Annotated in this window: 16 protein-coding genes; 7 read left to right on the top strand and 9 right to left on the bottom strand. The window is 65.6% G+C overall.

Annotation, left to right across the window (positions count from 1 at the left end; all coding sequences use genetic code 11):
* Window positions 1-164: 164 nt before the first annotated feature.
* The 3 genes from ACTIFJ_RS11285 to ACTIFJ_RS11275 are packed head-to-tail and all read right to left on the bottom strand — an operon-like array spanning window position 165 to window position 2,747.
* On the bottom strand, window positions 165-605 hold the full coding sequence (locus ACTIFJ_RS11285) for a nuclear transport factor 2 family protein (protein ID WP_439534211.1): 441 nt from the start codon (window positions 603-605) through the stop codon (window positions 165-167).
* Complete coding sequence (locus ACTIFJ_RS11280) at window positions 602-1,801, bottom strand: aromatic ring-hydroxylating oxygenase subunit alpha (RefSeq protein ID WP_439534210.1); 1,200 nt, start codon at window positions 1,799-1,801, stop codon at window positions 602-604. Before ACTIFJ_RS11280 ends, ACTIFJ_RS11285 begins: the two co-directional genes overlap by 4 nt.
* 55 nt (window positions 1,802-1,856) lie before the next feature.
* Complete coding sequence (locus ACTIFJ_RS11275; RefSeq protein WP_439534209.1) at window positions 1,857-2,747, bottom strand: LysR family transcriptional regulator; 891 nt, start codon at window positions 2,745-2,747, stop codon at window positions 1,857-1,859.
* A gap of 101 nt (window positions 2,748-2,848) precedes the next feature.
* Between ACTIFJ_RS11275 and ACTIFJ_RS11270 the strand changes: the two genes are divergently transcribed.
* The 6 genes from ACTIFJ_RS11270 to ACTIFJ_RS11245 all read left to right on the top strand — a co-directional run bounded on the left by ACTIFJ_RS11270 (window position 2,849) and on the right by ACTIFJ_RS11245 (window position 10,734).
* Complete coding sequence (locus tag ACTIFJ_RS11270) at window positions 2,849-4,228, top strand: spinster family MFS transporter (protein ID WP_439534208.1); 1,380 nt, start codon at window positions 2,849-2,851, stop codon at window positions 4,226-4,228.
* The gene (locus ACTIFJ_RS11265; RefSeq protein ID WP_439534207.1) at window positions 4,225-5,385 is read left to right on the top strand and encodes a class I SAM-dependent methyltransferase; all 1,161 of its coding nucleotides are present in this window, start codon (window positions 4,225-4,227) and stop codon (window positions 5,383-5,385) included. The genes ACTIFJ_RS11270 and ACTIFJ_RS11265 overlap by 4 nt, the downstream gene beginning before the upstream one ends.
* Window positions 5,382-5,720: a hypothetical protein gene (locus tag ACTIFJ_RS11260; RefSeq protein ID WP_439534206.1), complete on the top strand. Its 339-nt coding sequence runs from the start codon at window positions 5,382-5,384 to the stop codon at window positions 5,718-5,720. Before ACTIFJ_RS11265 ends, ACTIFJ_RS11260 begins: the two co-directional genes overlap by 4 nt.
* Window positions 5,721-5,724: 4 nt before the next feature.
* A complete protein-coding gene (locus ACTIFJ_RS11255; RefSeq protein WP_439534205.1) occupies window positions 5,725-6,519 on the top strand; it encodes an alpha/beta fold hydrolase in 795 nt (264 codons plus the stop codon).
* 46 nt (window positions 6,520-6,565) lie between these two features.
* Window positions 6,566-9,028 carry a TonB-dependent receptor gene (locus ACTIFJ_RS11250; RefSeq protein WP_439534204.1) on the top strand — a complete coding sequence of 821 codons (2,463 nt, stop codon included), beginning with the start codon at window positions 6,566-6,568 and terminating at the stop codon, window positions 9,026-9,028.
* 62 nt (window positions 9,029-9,090) lie between these two features.
* Window positions 9,091-10,734 carry a thiamine pyrophosphate-binding protein gene (locus ACTIFJ_RS11245; protein ID WP_439534203.1) on the top strand — a complete coding sequence of 548 codons (1,644 nt, stop codon included), beginning with the start codon at window positions 9,091-9,093 and terminating at the stop codon, window positions 10,732-10,734.
* Between the two features lie 3 nt (window positions 10,735-10,737).
* Here ACTIFJ_RS11245 and ACTIFJ_RS11240 read toward each other — a convergent pair whose 3' ends face one another.
* From ACTIFJ_RS11240 to ACTIFJ_RS11215, 6 genes are all read right to left on the bottom strand, one after another.
* The gene (locus ACTIFJ_RS11240; RefSeq protein WP_439534202.1) at window positions 10,738-11,967 is read right to left on the bottom strand and encodes an MFS transporter; all 1,230 of its coding nucleotides are present in this window, start codon (window positions 11,965-11,967) and stop codon (window positions 10,738-10,740) included.
* On the bottom strand, window positions 11,960-13,933 hold the full coding sequence (gene parE, locus ACTIFJ_RS11235) for a DNA topoisomerase IV subunit B (RefSeq protein WP_439534201.1): 1,974 nt from the start codon (window positions 13,931-13,933) through the stop codon (window positions 11,960-11,962). The genes ACTIFJ_RS11240 and parE overlap by 8 nt, the downstream gene beginning before the upstream one ends.
* A gap of 332 nt (window positions 13,934-14,265) precedes the next feature.
* A complete protein-coding gene (gene glnA, locus ACTIFJ_RS11230) occupies window positions 14,266-15,678 on the bottom strand; it encodes a type I glutamate--ammonia ligase (RefSeq protein WP_439534200.1) in 1,413 nt (470 codons plus the stop codon).
* 94 nt (window positions 15,679-15,772) lie between these two features.
* Window positions 15,773-16,111: a P-II family nitrogen regulator gene (locus ACTIFJ_RS11225; RefSeq protein WP_439534199.1), complete on the bottom strand. Its 339-nt coding sequence runs from the start codon at window positions 16,109-16,111 to the stop codon at window positions 15,773-15,775.
* 264 nt (window positions 16,112-16,375) lie between these two features.
* The gene (locus tag ACTIFJ_RS11220) at window positions 16,376-18,019 is read right to left on the bottom strand and encodes a spinster family MFS transporter (protein WP_439534198.1); all 1,644 of its coding nucleotides are present in this window, start codon (window positions 18,017-18,019) and stop codon (window positions 16,376-16,378) included.
* 69 nt (window positions 18,020-18,088) lie between these two features.
* Entirely contained in the window at window positions 18,089-18,274 is a 186-nt protein-coding gene (locus ACTIFJ_RS11215) for a hypothetical protein (protein ID WP_439534197.1), read from the bottom strand.
* Between the two features lie 258 nt (window positions 18,275-18,532).
* Between ACTIFJ_RS11215 and msrA the strand changes: the two genes are divergently transcribed.
* A complete protein-coding gene (gene msrA, locus ACTIFJ_RS11210) occupies window positions 18,533-19,093 on the top strand; it encodes a peptide-methionine (S)-S-oxide reductase MsrA (protein ID WP_439534196.1) in 561 nt (186 codons plus the stop codon).
* Window positions 19,094-19,299: the final 206 nt, after the last annotated feature.

The raw sequence follows: 19,299 nt of genomic DNA, 5'->3' as shown, positions 1-19,299 counted from the left end.
GGCGGCCGCAGGCCCCAAACCCCAATTATTGGGTTGATCCCGCAGGGCCTGGTTGCCGTCGCCTTGCGAAGGCCGGATTATTGGGGTCTGGGGCCTGCGGCCCCAGCCGCCGGAGGCACTTTCTCTTACCGCCGGAGGCCACTTTGGTTGGATGTCGATGCGACCTAGATCGGGACGTGGGTGCCGATGCCGAGGTCGCGGGTTTGCAGGCGGGTGGTGCGTTCGGCGAGGTGCCATTGGCCGTCGAGGCGCACGGCGCGGTCTTCATAGCGGCCGACGGCCCAGAGCCGGCTCTGGCCGTCGGGGCCGGTCATGAACACGGTCAGGCTGGTGTCGATGCGGGCGGCGTTGTCGCCGTCCAGATCGATGACGCTTTGGCCGAGGTGGCGGAGCATCTGGTCGGGGCGCAGGACATGCTCGGGGAGTGCCTCGAACAGGGCTTTCAGGCCGGCGCGGTCATGATCGAACCACAGCATCTGACGGCGGATTTCCGGGCTCCAGACCTGCACCCTGTACTGGAAATCGGGGGTGCAGAGGCGGAGGAAGGCATCGAAATCGCGCTTGTCGAGCAGCAGGGCGGTGCGGGCCGGCAGGTCGATGGTCATGCGGGCACGGGGTGCGGCGCATGGGCGTCGCGGTGCATCAGCCGCGCCCATTCGGCGTAGAAGCTGCGGAGTGGCGCGTCGTCCTGGCCGGTCAGGCCTTCGTCACGAGCGATGATCTGGTAGCGGGCGGCCTGGTGGCGGAAGCTGGCCTCGCAGGCCTCGGCGGCGAACATGTCCTCGGGGACGTTGCGGCCCATTGGTCCCCAATATTGGTTGAAATGCCGGTAGCGGACGCGCCGGTCGGCGTCGGTGTCGCCTTTGAGGCCGAGGCCGCGCATTTCGAGGATGGTCTGGGAGGGCGATACCGGGATCACCGTGTCGATGCGCATGACCGTGCCGCGCGAGAGGATCGCGCTCGATGGGAACAGCACCGAGAAGCGGAAATCGGCGGCGTCGGTGCCGGGCAGGGGCGGCACGTCGCTACCGCGTCCGGCGAAGCCCTGATAGCCGCCATAGGCCGCCACCATCTTGCCCGAGCCGGCATGGCCGTTGCCGTAGATACGGATGTGGCGGTCGGCCATCGGCATGGCGTCGCGCTGGGTCTTGCGGAGCACGACATGCATGTTCTCGTGGTAGAGATCGAGGTTGGTTTCCTGCCAGGCTTTCCAGTTGCAGTTGAGCAGGCTGCGGGAGAAATGGATGGCTTCGAGGCTGCCGCCGCCCATGATCGGCTCGAACGGGGCCAGCGCGCCGGCGAGGCTTTTGTCGAGCGCTTCGGCGGTGCTGTCCATGGTGATGAAAACGAGGCCGAGGCGGATTTCGGTGCGGATCTCGCGCAGCCCGAGGGTGCTGCGGTCGAGCCCGCTGGCGGCATAGCCTTCGGCGCGGGGGACGGCGATGCAGCTGCCCTTCGCGTCATAGCTCCAGTGGTGGTAGAAGCAGGTGATGCGGCGGGCATTGCCGGCGGGGTCGCTCAGCAGCCGGGCGCCGCGGTGCGAGCAGGCGTTGATGAAGGTGCGGATCTGGCCGTCGCCGTCCCGGATGCAGAACAGTGGCTGGCCGGCATGGTCGAACGTCCGGTAGTCATAGGGCTCGGGCAGTTCGCTTTCGTGGCAGGCCAGTCGCCAGCCGGGTGTGAAGATGCGTTCCATCTCGTCAGCGAAGATGGCGGGATCGGTGTAGACCGTGCCCGAGACCAGCCCTTCCGGGGGAATCGGGGGCGGGGTTTCCCAGGCGCTGGCGTCTCGCGCGGCCATGCATTGTCCTTTTGCTGTGGCCTAGTGCTAGCGTCGGGGTGGACAGCCGGCAAGTCTAGGGCATCAGATGCGGGCGGCCCTCGCTTACCAGGCCGTGGAGGAAATCGATGACGGCGCGGACGCGGGGCATGCTGCGGTAATTGGCATGGACGGTCAGCCAATAGGTGCGCATTTCGCTGACCTGCTCGGGCAGCACGGCGACGAGCCGCGGGTCGCGCGTTGCGGCGAAGCCGTGGAGCAGGCCGATGCCCAGCCCGGAGGCGACCGCCGTATGCTGGACGTGGACCGAGCTGCTGCGGAGCGCGATGTGCGAATCCTTGGCGATGGCGTCGAGCACCTTGATTTCGCTGAAATCGACGAGATCACTGACCGACCAGACGAAATCATGGGCGGCGAGATCGCTGACGGCGTGGATCGGCGGGTGGCGGTCGAGATAGTCCTGCGAGGCGTAGAGGCCGAGCCAGTAATCGGCGAGCCGTTGGGAGACGAGGTTGCCGTGCATGGGGCGGTGCAGGCCGACGAGGATATCGGCCTCGCGCTGGGCCAGGCTGAAAGCCTTGGATTCGGGGATCAGGCTGAGCTCGATTTCCGGATAATTCTCGACGAAGCGGCGGACCTGGGGGGCGATGACATAGGTGCCGAGGCCGGCCGGGGTGGCGAGCCTGACCGGGCCGGCCAGGCGCTCATCGGCATGGGCGACATCCTCGGCGGCGGCCAGCATCTCCTCCTCGACGCGCTGGGCGTGGCCGAGCAGACGCTGGCCTTCGAGCGTCAGGGCGACGCCGCGCGGCGACCGGTCGAGCAGGCGGCTGCCGACCGAGGCTTCGAGGGCGCTGATCCGGCGGGCAACCGTGGTATGGTCGATGCCGAGGCGCTTCGCCGCCGACACGAAGCGGCCGTCGCGGGCCACGGCGAGGAATATCCGGACATCATCCCAATTCAGCATGACTTTCCATGCACATTTGTTCTGCATGGATGTCAATGGCTGGGGGGGCTGTTCGGTGTAAATATCGGGGTTCGACGCAGTGGCGTCAGGAGGGGACACGCTTGACTGCCTATTCTCCTGCAAATCCGGGGGGCGCGCAGGCGCTGCTGGCGCGGGCGGCCAATGCGCCGCTGCGCTCCTGGTATGCGGTGTTCGTGCTGATGGTCGTCTACATCATCTCGTTCATCGACCGGCAGGTGATCAGCCTGTTCGTCGAGCCGCTGAAGCGGGACCTGCTGCTGTCCGACACGCAGATCAGCCTGCTGCAGGGACTGTCTTTTGCGCTGTTCTACACATTGCTGGGGATTCCGATCGGCCGCATTGCCGACACCGTCAATCGGCGCAATTTGATCATCGTCGGCGTTGGGCTGTGGAGCCTGATGACGGCGGCGTGCGGGCTGGCGCGGAGCTTTCCGCAACTGTTCCTGGCGCGCATGGGGGTGGGCGTCGGCGAGGCGACGCTGTCCCCGGCGGCGTATGCGATCATTGCCGACAGCTTTCCCCGGCACCAGCTGTCGCTGGCCTCCAGCCTGTACACGCTCGGCGCGTTTCTGGGGCTGGGGCTGGCGCTGATTCTGGGCGGGGCACTGATCGAGGTGGCGGAGGGTTTCGGCGCTGTCCAACTGCTCGGCGCGCAGTTGAGCAGCTGGCAGCTGGTGTTCATCATGCTGGGCGGGCTGGGGATTTTCGGTATCGCGCTGATGCTTACGATCCGCGAGCCGGCGCGGACCGGCCATGTCGCCGGCAATGTCGTGTCGTTCCGGCTGACGGTCGCCTATGTGCGTGCCCATGCCCGCACCTTCACCAGCCTGTGCGTCGGCTTCTCCTGCTTCATCCTGATGTCGAGCGCGCTGGCGGCCTGGTCGCCGTCGATCCTGATCCGCATCCATGGGTTCACGGCACCGCAGGCCGGCTATTCGGTCGGCCTGTCGGCGCTGTTCGCCAGCGGGCTGGGGTGCATGCTCGGCGGCCTTGTCATCGACCGGGCGGTCGGGCGCGGCATCATCGATGCGCCGCTGCGGCTCGGCGCGGTGTGCGGGGTCGGGCTGCTGGTAATGTGCGTCGGGCTGGCCTTTGTGACCAGCAGCGCGATGGTGCTGGCCTGCCTGGCGGGGGCCTATTTCTTCCTGGCGATGCCGCTCGGCGCGGCGCCGGCTGCGGTGCAGATGGTGGCGCCGGCGACGATGCGCGCCCAGCTGTCCGCCTTCTATATTTCGGTGATCAATCTGCTCGGGCTGGCGCTGGGTCCGACATCGGTGGCGCTGTTCACCGATTATGTCTTCAAGGACGAAGCGCTGGTCCATCTGTCGCTGGCGGCCACGGCGGCGGTGTTCATGCCGATGGCGGTGATTCTGCTATCCTGGGGTCGATCTGCTATCATCATTACCGACAAGGCGCTTGGAGAGGCCATCCGGGCGCAAGAAGGAGGAGCCAGACCATGATCATGGAAACCCAGTTCGCCCATGCGCAACTGCCGCCCGCCACCGCCGACGATCTCGCGCGGCAGGCGTTCATCCAGTCGTTGAAGCTGCATCTGGCGCGCAAGATGGTGCCGGAAATCCAGACCGTCTACGAGCGCCGCGTCGAGCCGGCCTTCATCAAGGCGCATGGCCGGCCGCCCGCCACGCCGCACGAGGTGAAGGACGTGATGGAGAATGAATATCAGTACCGGATGTGGGGCTCGCTCTACCGGACCGCGCAGGAACTGCTGTGGAACTCGGTGATGGAGCCGGTCAGCCGCAACGCCGAGGCGATGGCCGAGCGCGCCCGCATCGCCAATCCGATCGGCTCGCTGACGCTCGATCCGGACCTCGAGATCCCGCGCTATGTCAGCGCCGTCGATATTCATTGCATGCCCGGCGGCTACCAGACCGAACGCTTCGAGGGCGATGTGACCGCCGGCGCGCTCTATGACCGCGGCGTCCATGTTTATGGCATGGGCGGGCTCGGCCCGCGCACCGACCGGATGGGGCGGCTGATCAGCAGTTTCCTCGCCGAGCGCTTCCCTGATCTCGCTGTCGAGGGCCGGCCGCTGCGCATCCTCGATCTCGGCTGCTCGGTCGGCCATTCGACCTTGCCCTATGCCGAAACCTTCCCCGGCGCCGAGATCCATGCCATCGACGTCGGTGCGCCGATGCTGCGCTATGGCCATGCCCGCGCCGAGGCGATGGGGGTGCCGGTGCACTTCCGCCAGATGAATGCCGAGGCGCTCGATTATCCGGACGGGTATTTCGACATCGTCCTTTCGCACATCCTGTTCCACGAGACCTCGAACCGCGCCATCCGCAATATCCTCAAGGAAAGCCACCGCGTTGCCCGCAAGGGCGGGGTCGTCGCCCATGTCGAGATGTGCTTCCTGTCGTCCCTGACGCCGTTCAACGGCTTCATGATGCTGTTCGACGGGCCGAACAACAATGAGCCGTTCTGGGAGACCTACCGCAAGATGGATCCGCATGAGCTGATGGCCGGCGCCGGCTTCGACCCCGCACAGACCTTCTTCCAGCAGTTTTCGCGCGCCTATGACGGCCAGACGGTGTTCAGCGAGGGCGTTGCCGATGCCGGTCGCGGCACCTGGCAGCTGATGGGCGCGGTCAAATGACCGCGCTGCCGCGGGCGCGGGGGACAAGGCCGGTCTTCCTCGAATCGGAGCAGCTCGATGATTTGCTCGCCACGCTGATGGCGCTGACCCAGGAAGTGGCGGTGTTGCGCGAGCGCTGCGATACCAGCGAGCGGCTCCTGGCCGAGCGCGGCGTGCTGCCGCTGGTCGAGATCGAGGCGTACCGCGCCACGGCCGACGTGGAGGCCGCGCGCGAGCAATGGCGGCAGGATTATCTGGACCGGGTGCTCTACGCGATGCGTGCCCGCGGCGAACAGCAGGCCGAGGGCGCCACCATCGAGCGGTACCAGCAGGTGATCGCCGAGGTCGGGTCCTGATCGCATGAGGTACACCAAGGCCTATGTAAATTTGCCGGACGGGCAGATCCATTATGCGATGATGGCCGGCGAGGGCGTGCCGATCGTCTTCATCCACAAGACGGTCAGCACGTACCGGATGTGGCTGCCGGTGATGCGGGCGCTGGCCGGCAAGGCGCCGCTGATCGCGCTGGAGACGCCGGGGTTCGGCGAGAGCTTCGATCCGCCCGGTCCGGTGCCGATCGAGCGCTATGCCGACTGGCTGGGCGATGCGATTGCGGCGCTGGGCATTCAGCGCTGCCATCTCGTCGGCCATCACACCGGTGCGGTGGTGGCGCTGGCGCTCGCCGACCGGCGGCCGGCGCTCGCGGCGTCGCTGACGCTGATCGGCGTGCTGCCGCTGACGCCCGAGGAGCGCGCCGACCATGGCACGCGCTTCGGCACGCCGTTCCGGCCCGAGGCCAGCGGCGCCTATCTGCAGGATACGTGGAACTATGTCCGCTGGGCGGGGGCGGATTCGCCCGATCTGGCCAACCGCGAGATGAGCGCGATGCTGCGCTCGTGGCGGACCCGGTCCTGGACCTATGGCGCGGTGTGGGATTATGATTTTGCCGCCGCCTTTCAGCGTGTCCAGGCGCCGCTGCTTATCATGAGCGCCCCGGACGACGTGCTGCATCCCTATTTCGAGCGGGCGCAGGCGATGCGGCAAGATGCCCTGCCGGTGCTGCTCTCGGGCGGTGTGAATTATCAGACCGATCTTGTGCCGGAGGAGATTGCCAGCGCGCTATGGACCCGTGTAAGCAGCCTAAGCCAAGAATAATAAAGATAAAATACGTTCGGGTTATTCGTCAACAGGGAGAATACATATGAATACGACTTCCGTATTTTTGCGCACATCTGCGCTCGCTGCACTGCTTGTCTCCAGCTTCGCGCACGCTGCTGAAGCGGAACAGGCCCAAACTGCTGCCGTCGATTCCGCGCCGGCCGCGCGTGATGCCGACGAGATCATCGTTACCGGCCTCAAGCGCGACCAGCGGCTGATCGAGGTGCCGGTGGCGGTTTCGGTGTTCGGCGCCGAGCAGATCCAGCAGGCCGGCATCCAGCGGCCGTCGGACTTCCTGCAGTTGACCCCTAACGTCAGCTTCAACCAGTCGATCAACCGCACCGATTTCTTCGTCAACATCCGCGGCCAGACCTCGGTCCGCAACGCCGAGCCGTCGGTGCGCATCATCGTCGATGGCGTGCCGCTATCGCAGCCGTCCGAATTCGTTCAGGAACTGGTCGATATCGAGCAGATCGAAGTGCTGCGGGGCCCGCAGGGGGCCTTTTATGGCCGCAACGCCTCGGCCGGCGTCATCGTCATCAAGACCAAGGACCTGACCGATGACTGGTCGGGCGAAGTGCGCGGCGGCTATGGCAATTTCAACAGCATGAACGGCAGCGTCTCCTTCGGCGGGGCGATCGTGCCGGGGGTGCTGAAGGTTCGCGCTACCCTTGCCGCCAATGATACCGACGGCCCGTTCACCAATATCAACACCGGGGAGAAGCCGCAGCGCTACCGCGAATATATCGGCCGGTTCCGCGCCATCTACACGCCGACGCCGGAGCTTAGCGTCGATTTCCGCGTCAACCTCCAGAACGCCAAGGGCGGCACCTATGCCTATCTACCGCAGATCGCCCGCCACCCGCTGACCCCCAATGGCACCGTCGTCGGCGGCGTGCCGATCACCGAAGTCGACACCAACAATGTCGACATCCCGATCGTCTCCGACGTGGTGTCGAGCCTGCGCCAGAACATCTTCAGCACCGCGGTGAAAATCGACTATGATTTCGGCGGGGCCACGCTGACCTCGGTCACCTCCTGGGCCAATGTCCATCAGAAGTCGGGCGGCAAGAATCTGCCCTATGGCAATGCCGCCGATGCCAGCACCAACTTCGGCGCCTGGGCCGGCATCTTCGGCGACCAGACCCAGAACAATGATGACGAATTCTGGCAGTTCGACCAGGAGCTTCGCCTGAGCTCGAACAGCGACGGCGCGTTCAAGTGGCAGGTCGGCGCCGAATTCCTGTGGACCGAATGGCGGCGTTTCCGCAACGTCGCGCTGAACGGCCGTATTCCGGCCGGGCAGACGCTGCTGGGCTATAACGGCATTGTCGGCGGCCAGCGGACGCTGATCGGCGGCGGCGCGGTGCCGCTGGAGCCGAGCCAGCTCTATGGTGTCGACTCCCCCTATGCGTCGCGCGTCTATACGATCAACGACAAGGGCGGCCATAACATCGCCCCCTTCGCCAACATCCAGTATGACGTCACCGACCAGCTCGAGATCGGCCTGGCGGGCCGCTATGATATCGAGCAGCGTTACACCACTTCGCAGGGCACCGACGCGATCAGCCCGTTCAGCGGCCAGTCGTTCAACCAGTGTGTGCGTATTCTTGGCCTGAGCCTGGCCGAGTGCACCGACGGGCGCAGCCGGGTGTTCCGGCAGTTCAGCCCGAAGGTCAACATCACCTACAAGATCGACAATTTCGGCTCGGTCTATGCGAGCTGGGGCAAGGGCTTCAAGACCGGCGGCTATAACGACATCGGCAGCCGCGAGATCATCGTCCGTTCGAAGATCCCGGTGTTCCTGGCGGTGCCCGGCACCACGCCCGAGCAGGCCCGCGCCCAGGCCGAAGCCTCGGTGTTCAGCCAGGACAGCTTCGACAAGGAAGTCGCCACCAACTATGAAATCGGCATGAAGGGCGAGCTGTTCGACCGTCGCCTGAGCTTCACCATTGCCGGCTTCATCACCGACCTGAGCAATACCCAGCAGTACCGGTTCGATCCCAACGCCTCGATCGCCTCGATCGACAGCGTCGATGCCTCGCGCATCAAGGGCTTCGAATTCGACGTGCAGGCGCGGCTGACGGACACGTTCACGCTGTTCGGCGGCTATGGCTATGTCGACAGCAAGATCACCCGCTTCCTCGCCGATCCGCGGCTTGTCGGCAACCGGATGCCCAACACCGCCAAGTACAACTCGGTGCTTGGTGGCCAGCTGGCGCAGCCGGTGACCGATACGCTGACGGTTAATGCGCGTGCCGAATGGACGCGCAGCGGCTCGATGTGGTTCGACATCCAGAACACGCCGAACACCGATCGTGACGCCATCGACCTGGTCAATGTCCGTCTCGGCGTCGGCACCGAGCGGTTCGAGGTCAGTGCCTGGGCCCGCAACCTGTTCAACAAGAAATATGCGACCGAGGCCGTGGTGGTGTTCCCGCACATCAACGTGCTGACCCAGGCCTTTACCCGCCAGGTCGGCGTGGAGGCGCGCTACCGCTTCTGATCGTTCAATCCTGATCGGGCCGGTCCTTCGGGGCCGGCCCTTTCTGTTTCGGGGACCCGACCATGAAAAGCTATGAAGCCCTGGCCGCTGCGCTCGCCGCCGAGGGCGTCGACACGGTTTTCGGCATGCTCGGCAACGGTGTCCTCGATCTCAGCCGCGAGCTTGCCGACCGGCACGGTATCCGCTTCGTGCCCGCCCGGCACGAGGAAGTGGCGGTCGGCATGGCCGATGGCTATTCGCGTGCGACGGGGCGCATCGGCGTGGCGATCATCTGCTTCGGGCCGGGGCTGGCCAATGCATCGGCGACGTTTCTTGCCGCGCGGATGTCGGGGTCGAAGCTGCTGGCCATTGTCGGCGGGGCGCATGGGGCCGACCCGCACAACAACATGAGCTATGAGCAGCTGCCGCTGCTGCAGGCGACGATCGGCATGGTGCAGGACAGTGGCTCGCCCGCCACGCTTGCCCGGGACATCGGTACCTGCTTTCGCCATCTCCGCCACGGGCATGGTCCGATCGCGCTCCATTACCTGGGTGGGCGCGAGGCGATGCCGGAGGGCTGGCAATATCAGCCGGCGCCTGTGCGTGCCGCGCCGCCGCTGGCGCCAGAGGCCGCCGATATCGAGACGCTGGCCGGGTTGGTCGAAGCGGCGGCGCGGCCGCTGATCCTGGTCGGGCGCGGGGTGTATCTTGCCGATGGCAAGGCGGCGGCGCGGGCGCTGGCCGAGGCGGCGGGCGGGCTGCTGGCGACGACGCTGCTGACCAAGGACTGGCTCGACGATGATCCCTATTGCGTGGGGCTGAGCGGGGGCTTTTCGGCCGCCGGTGCGGCGCGCATCTTGAACGAGGCGGATCTGGTGGTCGCGCTGGGTGCCTCGCTCAATGATTATACCTTCGGCCATGGGCTGCTCTATCGTGGCGTCAAGGTCGTGCATGTGGATGTCAGTCCGGCGGCGATTGGCGACTATCGGCAGCCTGATGTTGCGGTGCTCGGTGATGCCCGGCTGGTGTGTGAGGCGCTTGTCAGCCGGCTTGGCCGGATTGACCGGCCCGGCTGGCGCGATGGCGCCGTGGCGGGACGGATTGCCGGGATCGACCGCTGGGAGGGGCTGGACATGGCGGAGGCGCCAGGCGCGGCCAACCCGCGCCGGATCGTCGAGGTTGCCGACCGGCTGCTGCCGCGCCCGCGTATCCTGACCACCGATATCGGTCTGTTCATGGCGGTGCCGGCGGCGCATCTGTCGGTCGACAGCCCGGCCGATATCGTCTTTCCCTGGCAGCTCGGCCGTGTCGGCTGTGGGCTGGCGGTGGCGATGGGGGCGGCGATGGGGCGGCCGGAGGCGGTCGCGGCCTGTTTTGTCGGGGACGGCGGGATGATGGCGTCCACCAACGCGCTGGCGACGCTGGCGGACGAGAAGCTGCCGGTGGTGCTGTTCGTCATGGACGACAATGGGCTGGGCGCCGAACGCCGGCTGTTCCAGATCGCCGGGGTCCAGTCGACGATTGCCGACCAGACGACGCCGGACCTTGTCGCGATTGCCACGGCCTATGGCATCGAGGCGGTGCGCGTCACGAGCGGCGCGGCGCTCGAGGAGTATCTGGCGGCGCGGCCGGCCGGGCAGGGGCCGCTGCTGGTGCATGTCATTATCGATTCAGCCATTCCAACCAGCGAAATGGACGCGGCCTATTATACGCGGCCGCACAACTGAGGGTCAGTCCAGCTCGGCGCCTGAGGCCAGATTGTCCAGGAACAGGCTGAGAAAGCCGCACATGAACATCGCCGGGATGACGGTCATCGAAAAGGCCATCTGCCAGCCGGTGGTCTGCACCACTTGCGCCACCAGCACAGGGGCGCCGGCATAGCCGATGTTGAGGCCGACGCCGGCGGTGATCGCCGCCGCGGTGGCGCGCAACCGGGTCGGGAACATCTCGGTCTTGATCGTCTGGATCAGCGGCATCGAGCCATAGCCGAACATTGCCAGGCCGGAGAACCAGAGGATGTTCTCGGTCCGGGTTTCCGGCAGCCAGACGAAGCCGGCAAAGGCGGCCGTGCCGATCCAGGTCCAGATTGTCAGCGTGATCCGCCGCGTCAGCACGAACTCGCCGGTGAAGGAGGAGGCAAAATAGCCGACCAGCCCGATGCCATAGGCCAGCCCGACAACCGAGGCGGCCTCGGCCGGGGAATAGCCGCGCAGCTCGTTGAGGAAGGTCGGGAAATAATAGGCACTGCCGGCATAGGAGGAGCCGAAGCAGAAATAGATCAATGTGATCAGGATGATGCGCTTGCGGTACGGCGCCTGCATCAGTTCGGCGAAATTGGCGCGGAACGGCGGCGTGTGGCCGGCACCGGCGGCGCGAAACAGCTTGCTCTCGGGGAGCAGCTTCAGGAAGATCAGCGACAGCGGCACCACGGCGAACGCCACATAAAAGGGCGCGCGCCAGCCATAGGCCTCGATCAGCGGCGCGGTCGACAGCGAGGCGAAGAACCAGCCGAGCGGAAACCCGCATTGGAGCCCCCCGATGATGACGCCGCGCCAACGTGCCGGCGAACTCTCCGCGGCATAGGTGGTGACGATCGGCGACACGCCGGCCGAGATGGCGAAGCCCAGCACGCGCAGGATGCCGATCGTCGTCAGGTCGGTCGCCACCGCGTGCAGGCCGACCAGCAGCGAGGAGACGCCGACGCAGAAGGCCAGCGTCTTGCGGCGGCCGATCCGGTCGGCCATCACGCCGAGGATCAGCGCCGCCGGGGCGGCCGAGACGAAGCCCATCGCCATGATCAGGCTGATCGTCGGCAGGCCGACGCCGAACTCGCCCATGATGCCGGGAATGGCATAGCCGAACAACGACTGGTCGAAGCTGGAGAAGGTCCAGGCCAGCAGGCACAGCCCGATGACCGGCAGCACCGTACCCCAGCGATAGGACGAAATGGCCTCAGGCATCGAGGGCTTCCGCGTCCACTTTCTCGGCGCGGGCCTGGATGAAGGCGAAGCGATGCTCGGGATTGCGGCCCATCAGCCGCTCGACCAGATCGGAGACATCGGCACGGCCGATCCCGTCCTCGGGCAGGCGCACGCGCAGCAGCGTGCGCTTCGCCGGGTCCATCGTCGTTTCCTTCAGCTGCCCCGGTGCCATCTCGCCCAACCCCTTGAACCTGCTCACCTCGATCTTGGTGCGGCCGGCAAAGCTGGTGCGCATCAGTTCCTCGCGGTGGGCGTCGTCCCGGGCATAGGCGACGGTGCCGCCGGCCGCCAGCCGATAGAGCGGCGGCTGCGCCAGGAACAGCCGGCCATCGCGGACCAGGCCGGGCATCTCGCGGAAGAAGAAGGTCATCAGCAGCGTGGCGATATGGGCGCCGTCGACATCGGCGTCGGTCATGATGACGATCCGCTCGTAGCGCAGGGCGTCGGGCTGGTAGCGGTCGCGGGTGCCGCAGCCGAGCGCCTGGATCAGGTCGGCTACTTCGCTGTTGGCGCTGATCTTGGCGGCATTGGCGCTGGCGACATTGAGGATCTTTCCGCGGATCGGCAGGATCGCCTGGGTCAGCCGGTCCCGTGCCTGTTTGGCCGAGCCGCCGGCCGAATCGCCTTCGACGATGAACAGTTCGGTGCCCACGGCGTCGTCGCGCGCGCAGTCGGTGAGTTTGCCGGGCAGGCGGAGGTTGCGCTTGCTGGTGGCGGTCTTGCGCTTGATCTGCGATTCGGCGCGCCGTCGCAGCCGATCTTCCATCCGGTCGAGCACGAAACCGAGCAGCGCCCGGCCCCGCTCCCCCGATCCCGTCAGCCAATGGTCGAAATGATCGCGCACGGCGTTCTCGACCAGCCGGGCGGCATCGGGCGAGGTCAGCCGGTCCTTGGTCTGGCTCTGGAACTGCGGATCGCGAATGAACAGCGACAGCATGATCTCTGCGCCGGAGAACACATCCTCACCGGACAGTTCAGCGGCCTTCTTGTTGCCGGTCAGCGTGGCGAAATTGCGCAGCCCGCGCAACAGCGCGGCGCGCAGCCCGGCTTCATGGGTGCCGCCCTCTGGGGTGGGGATGGTGTTGCAGTAGAAGCTGGCCGATCCCTCGCCATAGAGCGGCCAGGCGCAGGCCCATTCGACAGCCCCCTTGTTCTCCGCCAGGTCGGCGCGGCCGGCAAAGGCGTCGGGGGTGACCATGTCGCGGCCTTCGAGCCGCTCCTTCAGATGATCGGCGAGGCCACCGGGGAAATGGAACGTGGCGGTTTCCGGCGTGTCGCCGTCGGAGACGGCCGTCTTCCAGCGGATTTCGACGCCGCCGAACAGATAGGCCTTGGACCGCGCCAGCCGGTACAGCCGCGCCGGCTTGAAGCGCGCCGTGTCGCCGAAAATCTGCGGATCGGGGGTGAAGCGGACCAGCGTGCCGCGCCGGTTGGCCACCGCACCCAGCCGTTCGAGGCCGCCGAGCGGCGCGCCGCGGCTGAACTGCTGGCGATAAAGCTCGCGGCCGCGCGCCACCTCGACGGTCAGCGCCTCGGACAGGGCGTTGACCACCGAAATGCCGACGCCGTGCAGCCCGCCCGAGGTCGCATAGGCCTTGCCGCCGAACTTGCCGCCCGAATGCAGCATGGTCAGGATGACTTCGAGCGCCGACTTGTCGGGAAAGCGCGGATGCGGATCGATCGGGATGCCGCGGCCATTGTCGGTGATGGTCAACGCGCCATCGGCCTCCAGCGTCACCTCGATCCGGCTGGCATGGCCGGCGACGGCTTCGTCCATGGCATTGTCCAGCACCTCGGCGGCGAGATGATGCAGCGCCCGCTCGTCGGTGCCGCCAATGTACATGCCTGGCCGCCGGCGCACCGGCTCCAGCCCTTCGAGAACCTCGATATGGCTGGCATCATAATCGGCGCTGGAGGCAGTGGCGGCGAACAGGTCACTCATCATCTTCTTCTAGCGCGTGCGGGCGCGTGAACAAGCGGCGAACAGCCGGTGTGGCGGGGCCGTTCATAAAAAAAGATGAAAACCAGTTCATTTTTGCGTTGCAATGTCGGCTGCTGCGGTGCAACATAATCAGGCCATATTGGCAATCCTCCCCAAGGATAAACTATAGGGCCGGTGCTATGCGCCGGCCCTTTTTTCTTGGGTTTCCGCCAATTTCACATATGTGGAACGCCGAGGGGCCGCGATGATATTTTATGATGCAACGCAATAAAAACGCATGAAAAAAGCCGCAGGCGAGGCCTGCGGCTTTCGTCATGCCGATGCCGAAGGGGCGATCAGGCGCTATAGTACATGTCGAATTCGACCGGCGAGGGGGTCATTTCCCAGCGCTGGACGTCTTCCATCTTCAGCTCGATATAGGCGTCGATCTGGTCATCGGTGAACACGCCGCCCTTGGTGAACACGGCGCGATTCTTGTCGAGGGCGCCCAGGGCTTCACGCAGCGAGGCGCAGACCGTCGGCACCTTCTTCAGTTCGCGCGGCGGCAGATCATAGAGATTCTTGTCCATCGGGGCACCCGGGTGGATTTTGTTCTCGATGCCATCGAGGCCGGCCATAAGCAGTGCCGTGTAGCACAGATAGGGGTTGGCCATCGCATCGGGGAAGCGCACTTCGACGCGCTTCGACTTGGCACCGGTCCCATAGGGGATCCGGCACGAGGCCGAGCGGTTGCGGCTCGAATAGGCGAGCAGCACAGGGGCTTCGAAGCCCGGGACCAGCCGCTTGTAGCTGTTGGTCGACGGGTTGGTGAAGGCGTTGCACGCCTTGGCGTGCTTGATGATGCCGCCGATGAAGTACAGCGCCATTTCCGACAGGCCGGCATAGCCGTCCCCGGCGAACAGCGGCTTCTTGCCGTCCCAGATCGACAGATGGGTGTGCATGCCCGAGCCATTGTCGTCCTTGATCGGCTTGGGCATGAAGGTCGCGGTCTTGCCATAGGCATGGGCGACCTGGTGCACGACGTACTTGTAAACCTGCATCCGGTCGGCGGTGGTGACCATGGTGCCGAAGGTCAGGCCGAGCTCGTGCTGGGCGCTGGCGACTTCATGGTGATGCTTGTCGCAGGGCAGGCCCATCTCGATCATTGTCGAGACCATTTCGCCGCGCAGGTCGACGGCGGAGTCGACCGGGGCAACCGGGAAATAGCCGCCCTTGGCACGCGGCCGGTGGCCCATGTTGCCGCCTTCATATTCCTTGCCGGAATTGGTCGGCAGCTCGATGTCATCGAGGTGGAAGAAGCCTTCGTTATAGCCGAGCCCGAAGCGGACATCGTCGAACACGAAGAATTCGGCTTCCGGCCCGATGTAGACGGTGTCGCCGATGCCGCTGGCCTTCAGATAGGCCTCGCCGCGCTTGGCGGTCGAGCGCGGATCGCGGCCATAGAGCTGGCCGGTCGACGGCTCGACGATGTCGCAGATCAGGATCATCATCGGGGTGGCCGAGAACGGATCGATATAGATCGCGTCGAGATCGGGCATGAGGATCATGTCGCTCTCGTTGATCGCCTTCCAGCCGGCGATCGACGAACCGTCGAACATGAAGCCATCGGTGAGCATGTCTTCGTCGATCACGCCCGCAACCATGGTCAGGTGCTGCCACTTGCCCTTGGGATCGGTGAAGCGGAGATCGACCCACTCGATCTCCTGGTCCTTGATCTGCTTCAGCACATCGGATGGGGTCGTCGCCATTTCTCTTAAATTCCCTGTTGGTCAGAGGTTGAAACTGATGGTTGCTACTCAATACCAGCCTGCAGGAATGATGCCTGCCGGTCTGCTCCCGATCTCAAAGCGCGTCCGAGTCGCGTTCGCCCGTGCGAATGCGGATAGCACTTTCGATCGCGGATACAAAAATCTTGCCGTCGCCGATCCGGCCGGTCCGGGCGGCATTGGCAATCGCCTCGATGACGCGCTCTGCCTGGTCGTCATCGACCACCACTTCGAGCCGCACCTTCGGCAGGAAATCGACGACATATTCGGCGCCGCGATAGAGTTCGGTATGGCCCTTCTGCCGGCCGAAGCCTTTGGCTTCTGTCACGGTGATACCGGACACGCCGACATCGTGCAGCGCCTCTTTCACCTCGTCCAGCTTGAAAGGCTTGATAACCGCCTCGATCTTTTTCACCGTTCACTCCCCGAATACAGGCTCCCGGAACAAGGGCGGCTACGCGCAGGAGCCTCCTACCTTTTGCCGGGTCTGTAGCCATAGGCAAGCGCTGTTACCATAACAGGCCTGCCAACAGCTTCTCGAAATATCATAGCAAGTTCCATGCCAGACCGCACGGCATGATTGTAAAGGGCAGCCGCCGGGCAGTTTATCGGCATTGCCCGTAATAGCTGCTCGTCCGATGGTCATCTGCCCAAAAACACGGCAGTGGCGGTGTGTTCTTCAGATGATTTCGCCGGCCGCCTGCGCCCGGGCGATCCGGCTGGCCTCGGCCGCCGGCAGACTGCGATAGACGAGCCACAGGCAGGCCAATGTCACCGGCGCCATGAACAGCAGCGCCAGCACACCGGTGGCAAGATCGCCACTGGTCCTGGAGATGAAGCCGGTGAAATAGGGACCGAGCCCGAGCCCGACCAGGGTCGTGCTGAGGAACAGGGTCGCGGAGGCCGCGCCGCGCATCCTCGGCATGACGAGGTCCTGGACCGTGGCGCCGGCGATGCCGAGCCATACGCTGCCGAACGCCAGCGGGATGTTGAGCAGCAGGAACGCGAGCAGGCTGTCGGTGGTGAACATCGCGGCCATGAACGGTGCCGGCACCAGGGTTGCCAGCGAGGCGACGGCAATGCGGCCGCTCGGGTGCCGTTTCTTCGCCCAGTCCGCCAGGAATCCGCCGCCGATGGTGCCGAGAAAGCCGCCGGCCGCGGCCCAGCCGCCGACGATCAGCGCCACCGCCTGGGTGGTTGCGTACCAGGGCAGGTCGCCGCCCGCCGCGGTCATCGGCACCACGAAGGTGCGGATGGCATAGGGCACCACCCAGAAGCCGACCGAATAGCCGACGAACGACATGGTGCCGAAGGCCATGATCGTCAGCAGGAAGGTCGGCGTGCCCCAGATCAGCGCGAACGCCGGGGGGTCGTGTGCCCGCAGCGACTGCGCCCAGCTCGCGATGGCATAGCCGCCGAGGCCGAGCGCCACCCATTGCGGGGTGTCGCCGGTCAGCGTGATCAGAAGCCAGGCCAGCGCGACAAAGCCTGCCGCCACGGCGATGTTGGTCGCCAACACGCGGCCGCCGAGCGCGGCCAGGTGGAAGAACGTCAGCGGGGGGATGACGCTGGACAGGTCGGTCCAGAGCTTGCGGCCGATGCCGTGCACCGGCGGCGGTGGCGGCAGGCCCTCGGCTTGGCCGCGGATCGGCTCCTTGAGCGTCGCGACGAGCAGCGCCAGCAGCAGGCCGGGAATACCGACAGCGAGGAAAGCGGCCTGCCAGCCAACGAGCCCGAGCGGCCCTCCGACCGGCCAGGTGGCATTCCAGGCCTTGACCACGACGGCGCCGATGAAAAACGAAACGCCGCCGCCGAGGTAGAGGCCGGAGGAATAGATTGCCAAGGCGGTGGCGCGCTGGCCCTTGGGGAACCAGTCTGACAGCATCGAATAGGCGGCCGGGCCGGCAGAGGCCTCGCCGATGCCGACGCCGACACGCGCGGCGCTCAGCTGGAGGAAATTGGTGGAAAGTCCGGACAGGGCGGTCATGCCGGACCAGACGAACAGCCCCAGCGACAACAGCCTGACGCGGACCCAGTTGTCGGCCAGCCGGCCCAGCGGGATGCCGAACATCGCGTAGAACACCGCAAAGGCGGTGCCATAGAGAAAGCCGAGATCGCTGTCCGACAGGCCGAGGTCGCGCTTGATGTCCTCGGCGAGGATGGCCAGGATCTGGCGATCGATGAAGTTCATCGCATAGACGACGACCAGCACGAACAGGACATAGCGGGCATAGGCCCCGCCGACGGGGGGCATGTCGGCCGGCGTGGTGGTGGTCTGGCGCGCGACCGACGAATCGTCGGCCGCGGTATCGGGCTGCGCCATGGCCATCCTTTGTCAGAGCGGAAGCTGACTCCGATTAACAGCGATGCAAGGCGCTGAAAAGCATGAGGGTCAGTTGGTCGGCTGGATGTCCGGTGCGACTGGCGCCTGATGCGATGTCGCGCTGACGCTGGCGACCATAGTCGCGCTAGCCAGCGCCATGATCATCAAGGGCCGTCGATACAAACGCGCCATGCCATAAAGCCACACGCCGATCCGGGCGGCTGCATTGCGCATCGTGGCATCATAGGGATTCATCGCACAACCCATATGTTCTCGTTGTTACAATATGAGGGGTGACACACCAGCAAACACACGAAGTTGCCGACTCCCCCCGAGTCGCTGTCCTGTGGATAACATTGGACAGCCGGGAGCGCGAGTCCGACTGTGTCGGGCGGGCCACAGGAATGACAATTCTTTGCGTAACCGGTGACTGCGACGTTCATGCACGCCCCCTTTTCCCCCGCGGCGCCCGTCCCTACCTAGCGATCAGTGCTGTTGCCTGAGGAGACCATGATGACTACTGCGCCCGAGACTGCGCCCGAGACTGCGGTTGCCACGCTGGCCGGCGGCTGTTTCTGGTGCACCGAGGCGGTGTTCGATGCCGTCCAGGGCATTCATCATGTCGAATCGGGTTACATCGGCGGCCAGATCGTAGACCCGAGCTACGAGGCGGTGTGCAGCGGCACCACCGGCCATGCCGAGGCGGTGCGCATCACCTATGACCCGGCCGTCATCGGCTATGGCGACCTGCTCGATATCTTCTTCGCTACCCATGATCCGACCACTCTCAACCGCCAGGGCGCCGACACCGGCACCCAGTATCGGTCGGCACTCTTCCCTGCCAGCGAGGCGGAAGCCGAGGAAGCGCGTGTTGCCATCGCCCGCGCCCAGGCGCTTTGGGATGCGCCGATCGTCACCAGCATCGAGCCCGATTCGCGCTGGTATCCAGCCGAGGCCTATCACCAGGGCTATTTCGAGCGGAACGGCACGCGCAACGGCTATTGCGCCGCCGTCATCGCCCCCAAGCTCGCCAAGTTCCGCAAATCCTATGCGGCGCGGCTGAAGGCTCGCTGAGCGCATAAACGGCCGATGACAGCCGCGCGGCGGCACGGCATGGTGCGCCATGCCCGCCGCGGTGCCCGTCCTTTTCGCGCCTCCGGCGTTGCGTGCGACGGTGCTCGGCTGCCTGTTCTTTGCCGGCTTCGGCTGCCTGGTCCCATTCCTGCCGCTCTGGCTTGAAAAGGCGCAAGGCTTCACCGGCTCGCAGATCGGCCTGGTGC

This window comes from Polymorphobacter sp., assembly GCF_051860865.1.
In the GTDB taxonomy this organism is placed as follows: Bacteria; Pseudomonadota; Alphaproteobacteria; order Sphingomonadales; family Sphingomonadaceae; genus Sandarakinorhabdus.
Note: the sequence above shows the minus strand (reverse complement) of the source record. Positions and strands in the feature narration are given on the sequence as shown.

Excerpts from the sequence above, each read along its gene's own strand:
- ACTIFJ_RS11285 (WP_439534211.1), bottom strand. The coding sequence starts at position 605 with ATGACCATCGACCTGCCGGCCCGCACCGCCCTGCTGCTCGACAAGCGC.
- ACTIFJ_RS11280 (WP_439534210.1), bottom strand. The coding sequence starts at position 1,801 with ATGGCCGCGCGAGACGCCAGCGCCTGGGAAACCCCGCCCCCGATTCCC.
- ACTIFJ_RS11275 (WP_439534209.1), bottom strand. The coding sequence starts at position 2,747 with ATGCTGAATTGGGATGATGTCCGGATATTCCTCGCCGTGGCCCGCGAC.
- ACTIFJ_RS11265 (WP_439534207.1), top strand. The coding sequence starts at position 4,225 with ATGATCATGGAAACCCAGTTCGCCCATGCGCAACTGCCGCCCGCCACC.
- ACTIFJ_RS11260 (WP_439534206.1), top strand. The coding sequence starts at position 5,382 with ATGACCGCGCTGCCGCGGGCGCGGGGGACAAGGCCGGTCTTCCTCGAA.
- ACTIFJ_RS11255 (WP_439534205.1), top strand. The coding sequence starts at position 5,725 with ATGAGGTACACCAAGGCCTATGTAAATTTGCCGGACGGGCAGATCCAT.
- ACTIFJ_RS11250 (WP_439534204.1), top strand. The coding sequence starts at position 6,566 with ATGAATACGACTTCCGTATTTTTGCGCACATCTGCGCTCGCTGCACTG.
- ACTIFJ_RS11245 (WP_439534203.1), top strand. The coding sequence starts at position 9,091 with ATGAAAAGCTATGAAGCCCTGGCCGCTGCGCTCGCCGCCGAGGGCGTC.
- ACTIFJ_RS11240 (WP_439534202.1), bottom strand. The coding sequence starts at position 11,967 with ATGCCTGAGGCCATTTCGTCCTATCGCTGGGGTACGGTGCTGCCGGTC.
- parE (WP_439534201.1), bottom strand. The coding sequence starts at position 13,933 with ATGATGAGTGACCTGTTCGCCGCCACTGCCTCCAGCGCCGATTATGAT.
- glnA (WP_439534200.1), bottom strand. The coding sequence starts at position 15,678 with ATGGCGACGACCCCATCCGATGTGCTGAAGCAGATCAAGGACCAGGAG.
- ACTIFJ_RS11220 (WP_439534198.1), bottom strand. The coding sequence starts at position 18,019 with ATGGCGCAGCCCGATACCGCGGCCGACGATTCGTCGGTCGCGCGCCAG.
- ACTIFJ_RS11215 (WP_439534197.1), bottom strand. The coding sequence starts at position 18,274 with ATGAATCCCTATGATGCCACGATGCGCAATGCAGCCGCCCGGATCGGC.
- msrA (WP_439534196.1), top strand. The coding sequence starts at position 18,533 with ATGACTACTGCGCCCGAGACTGCGCCCGAGACTGCGGTTGCCACGCTG.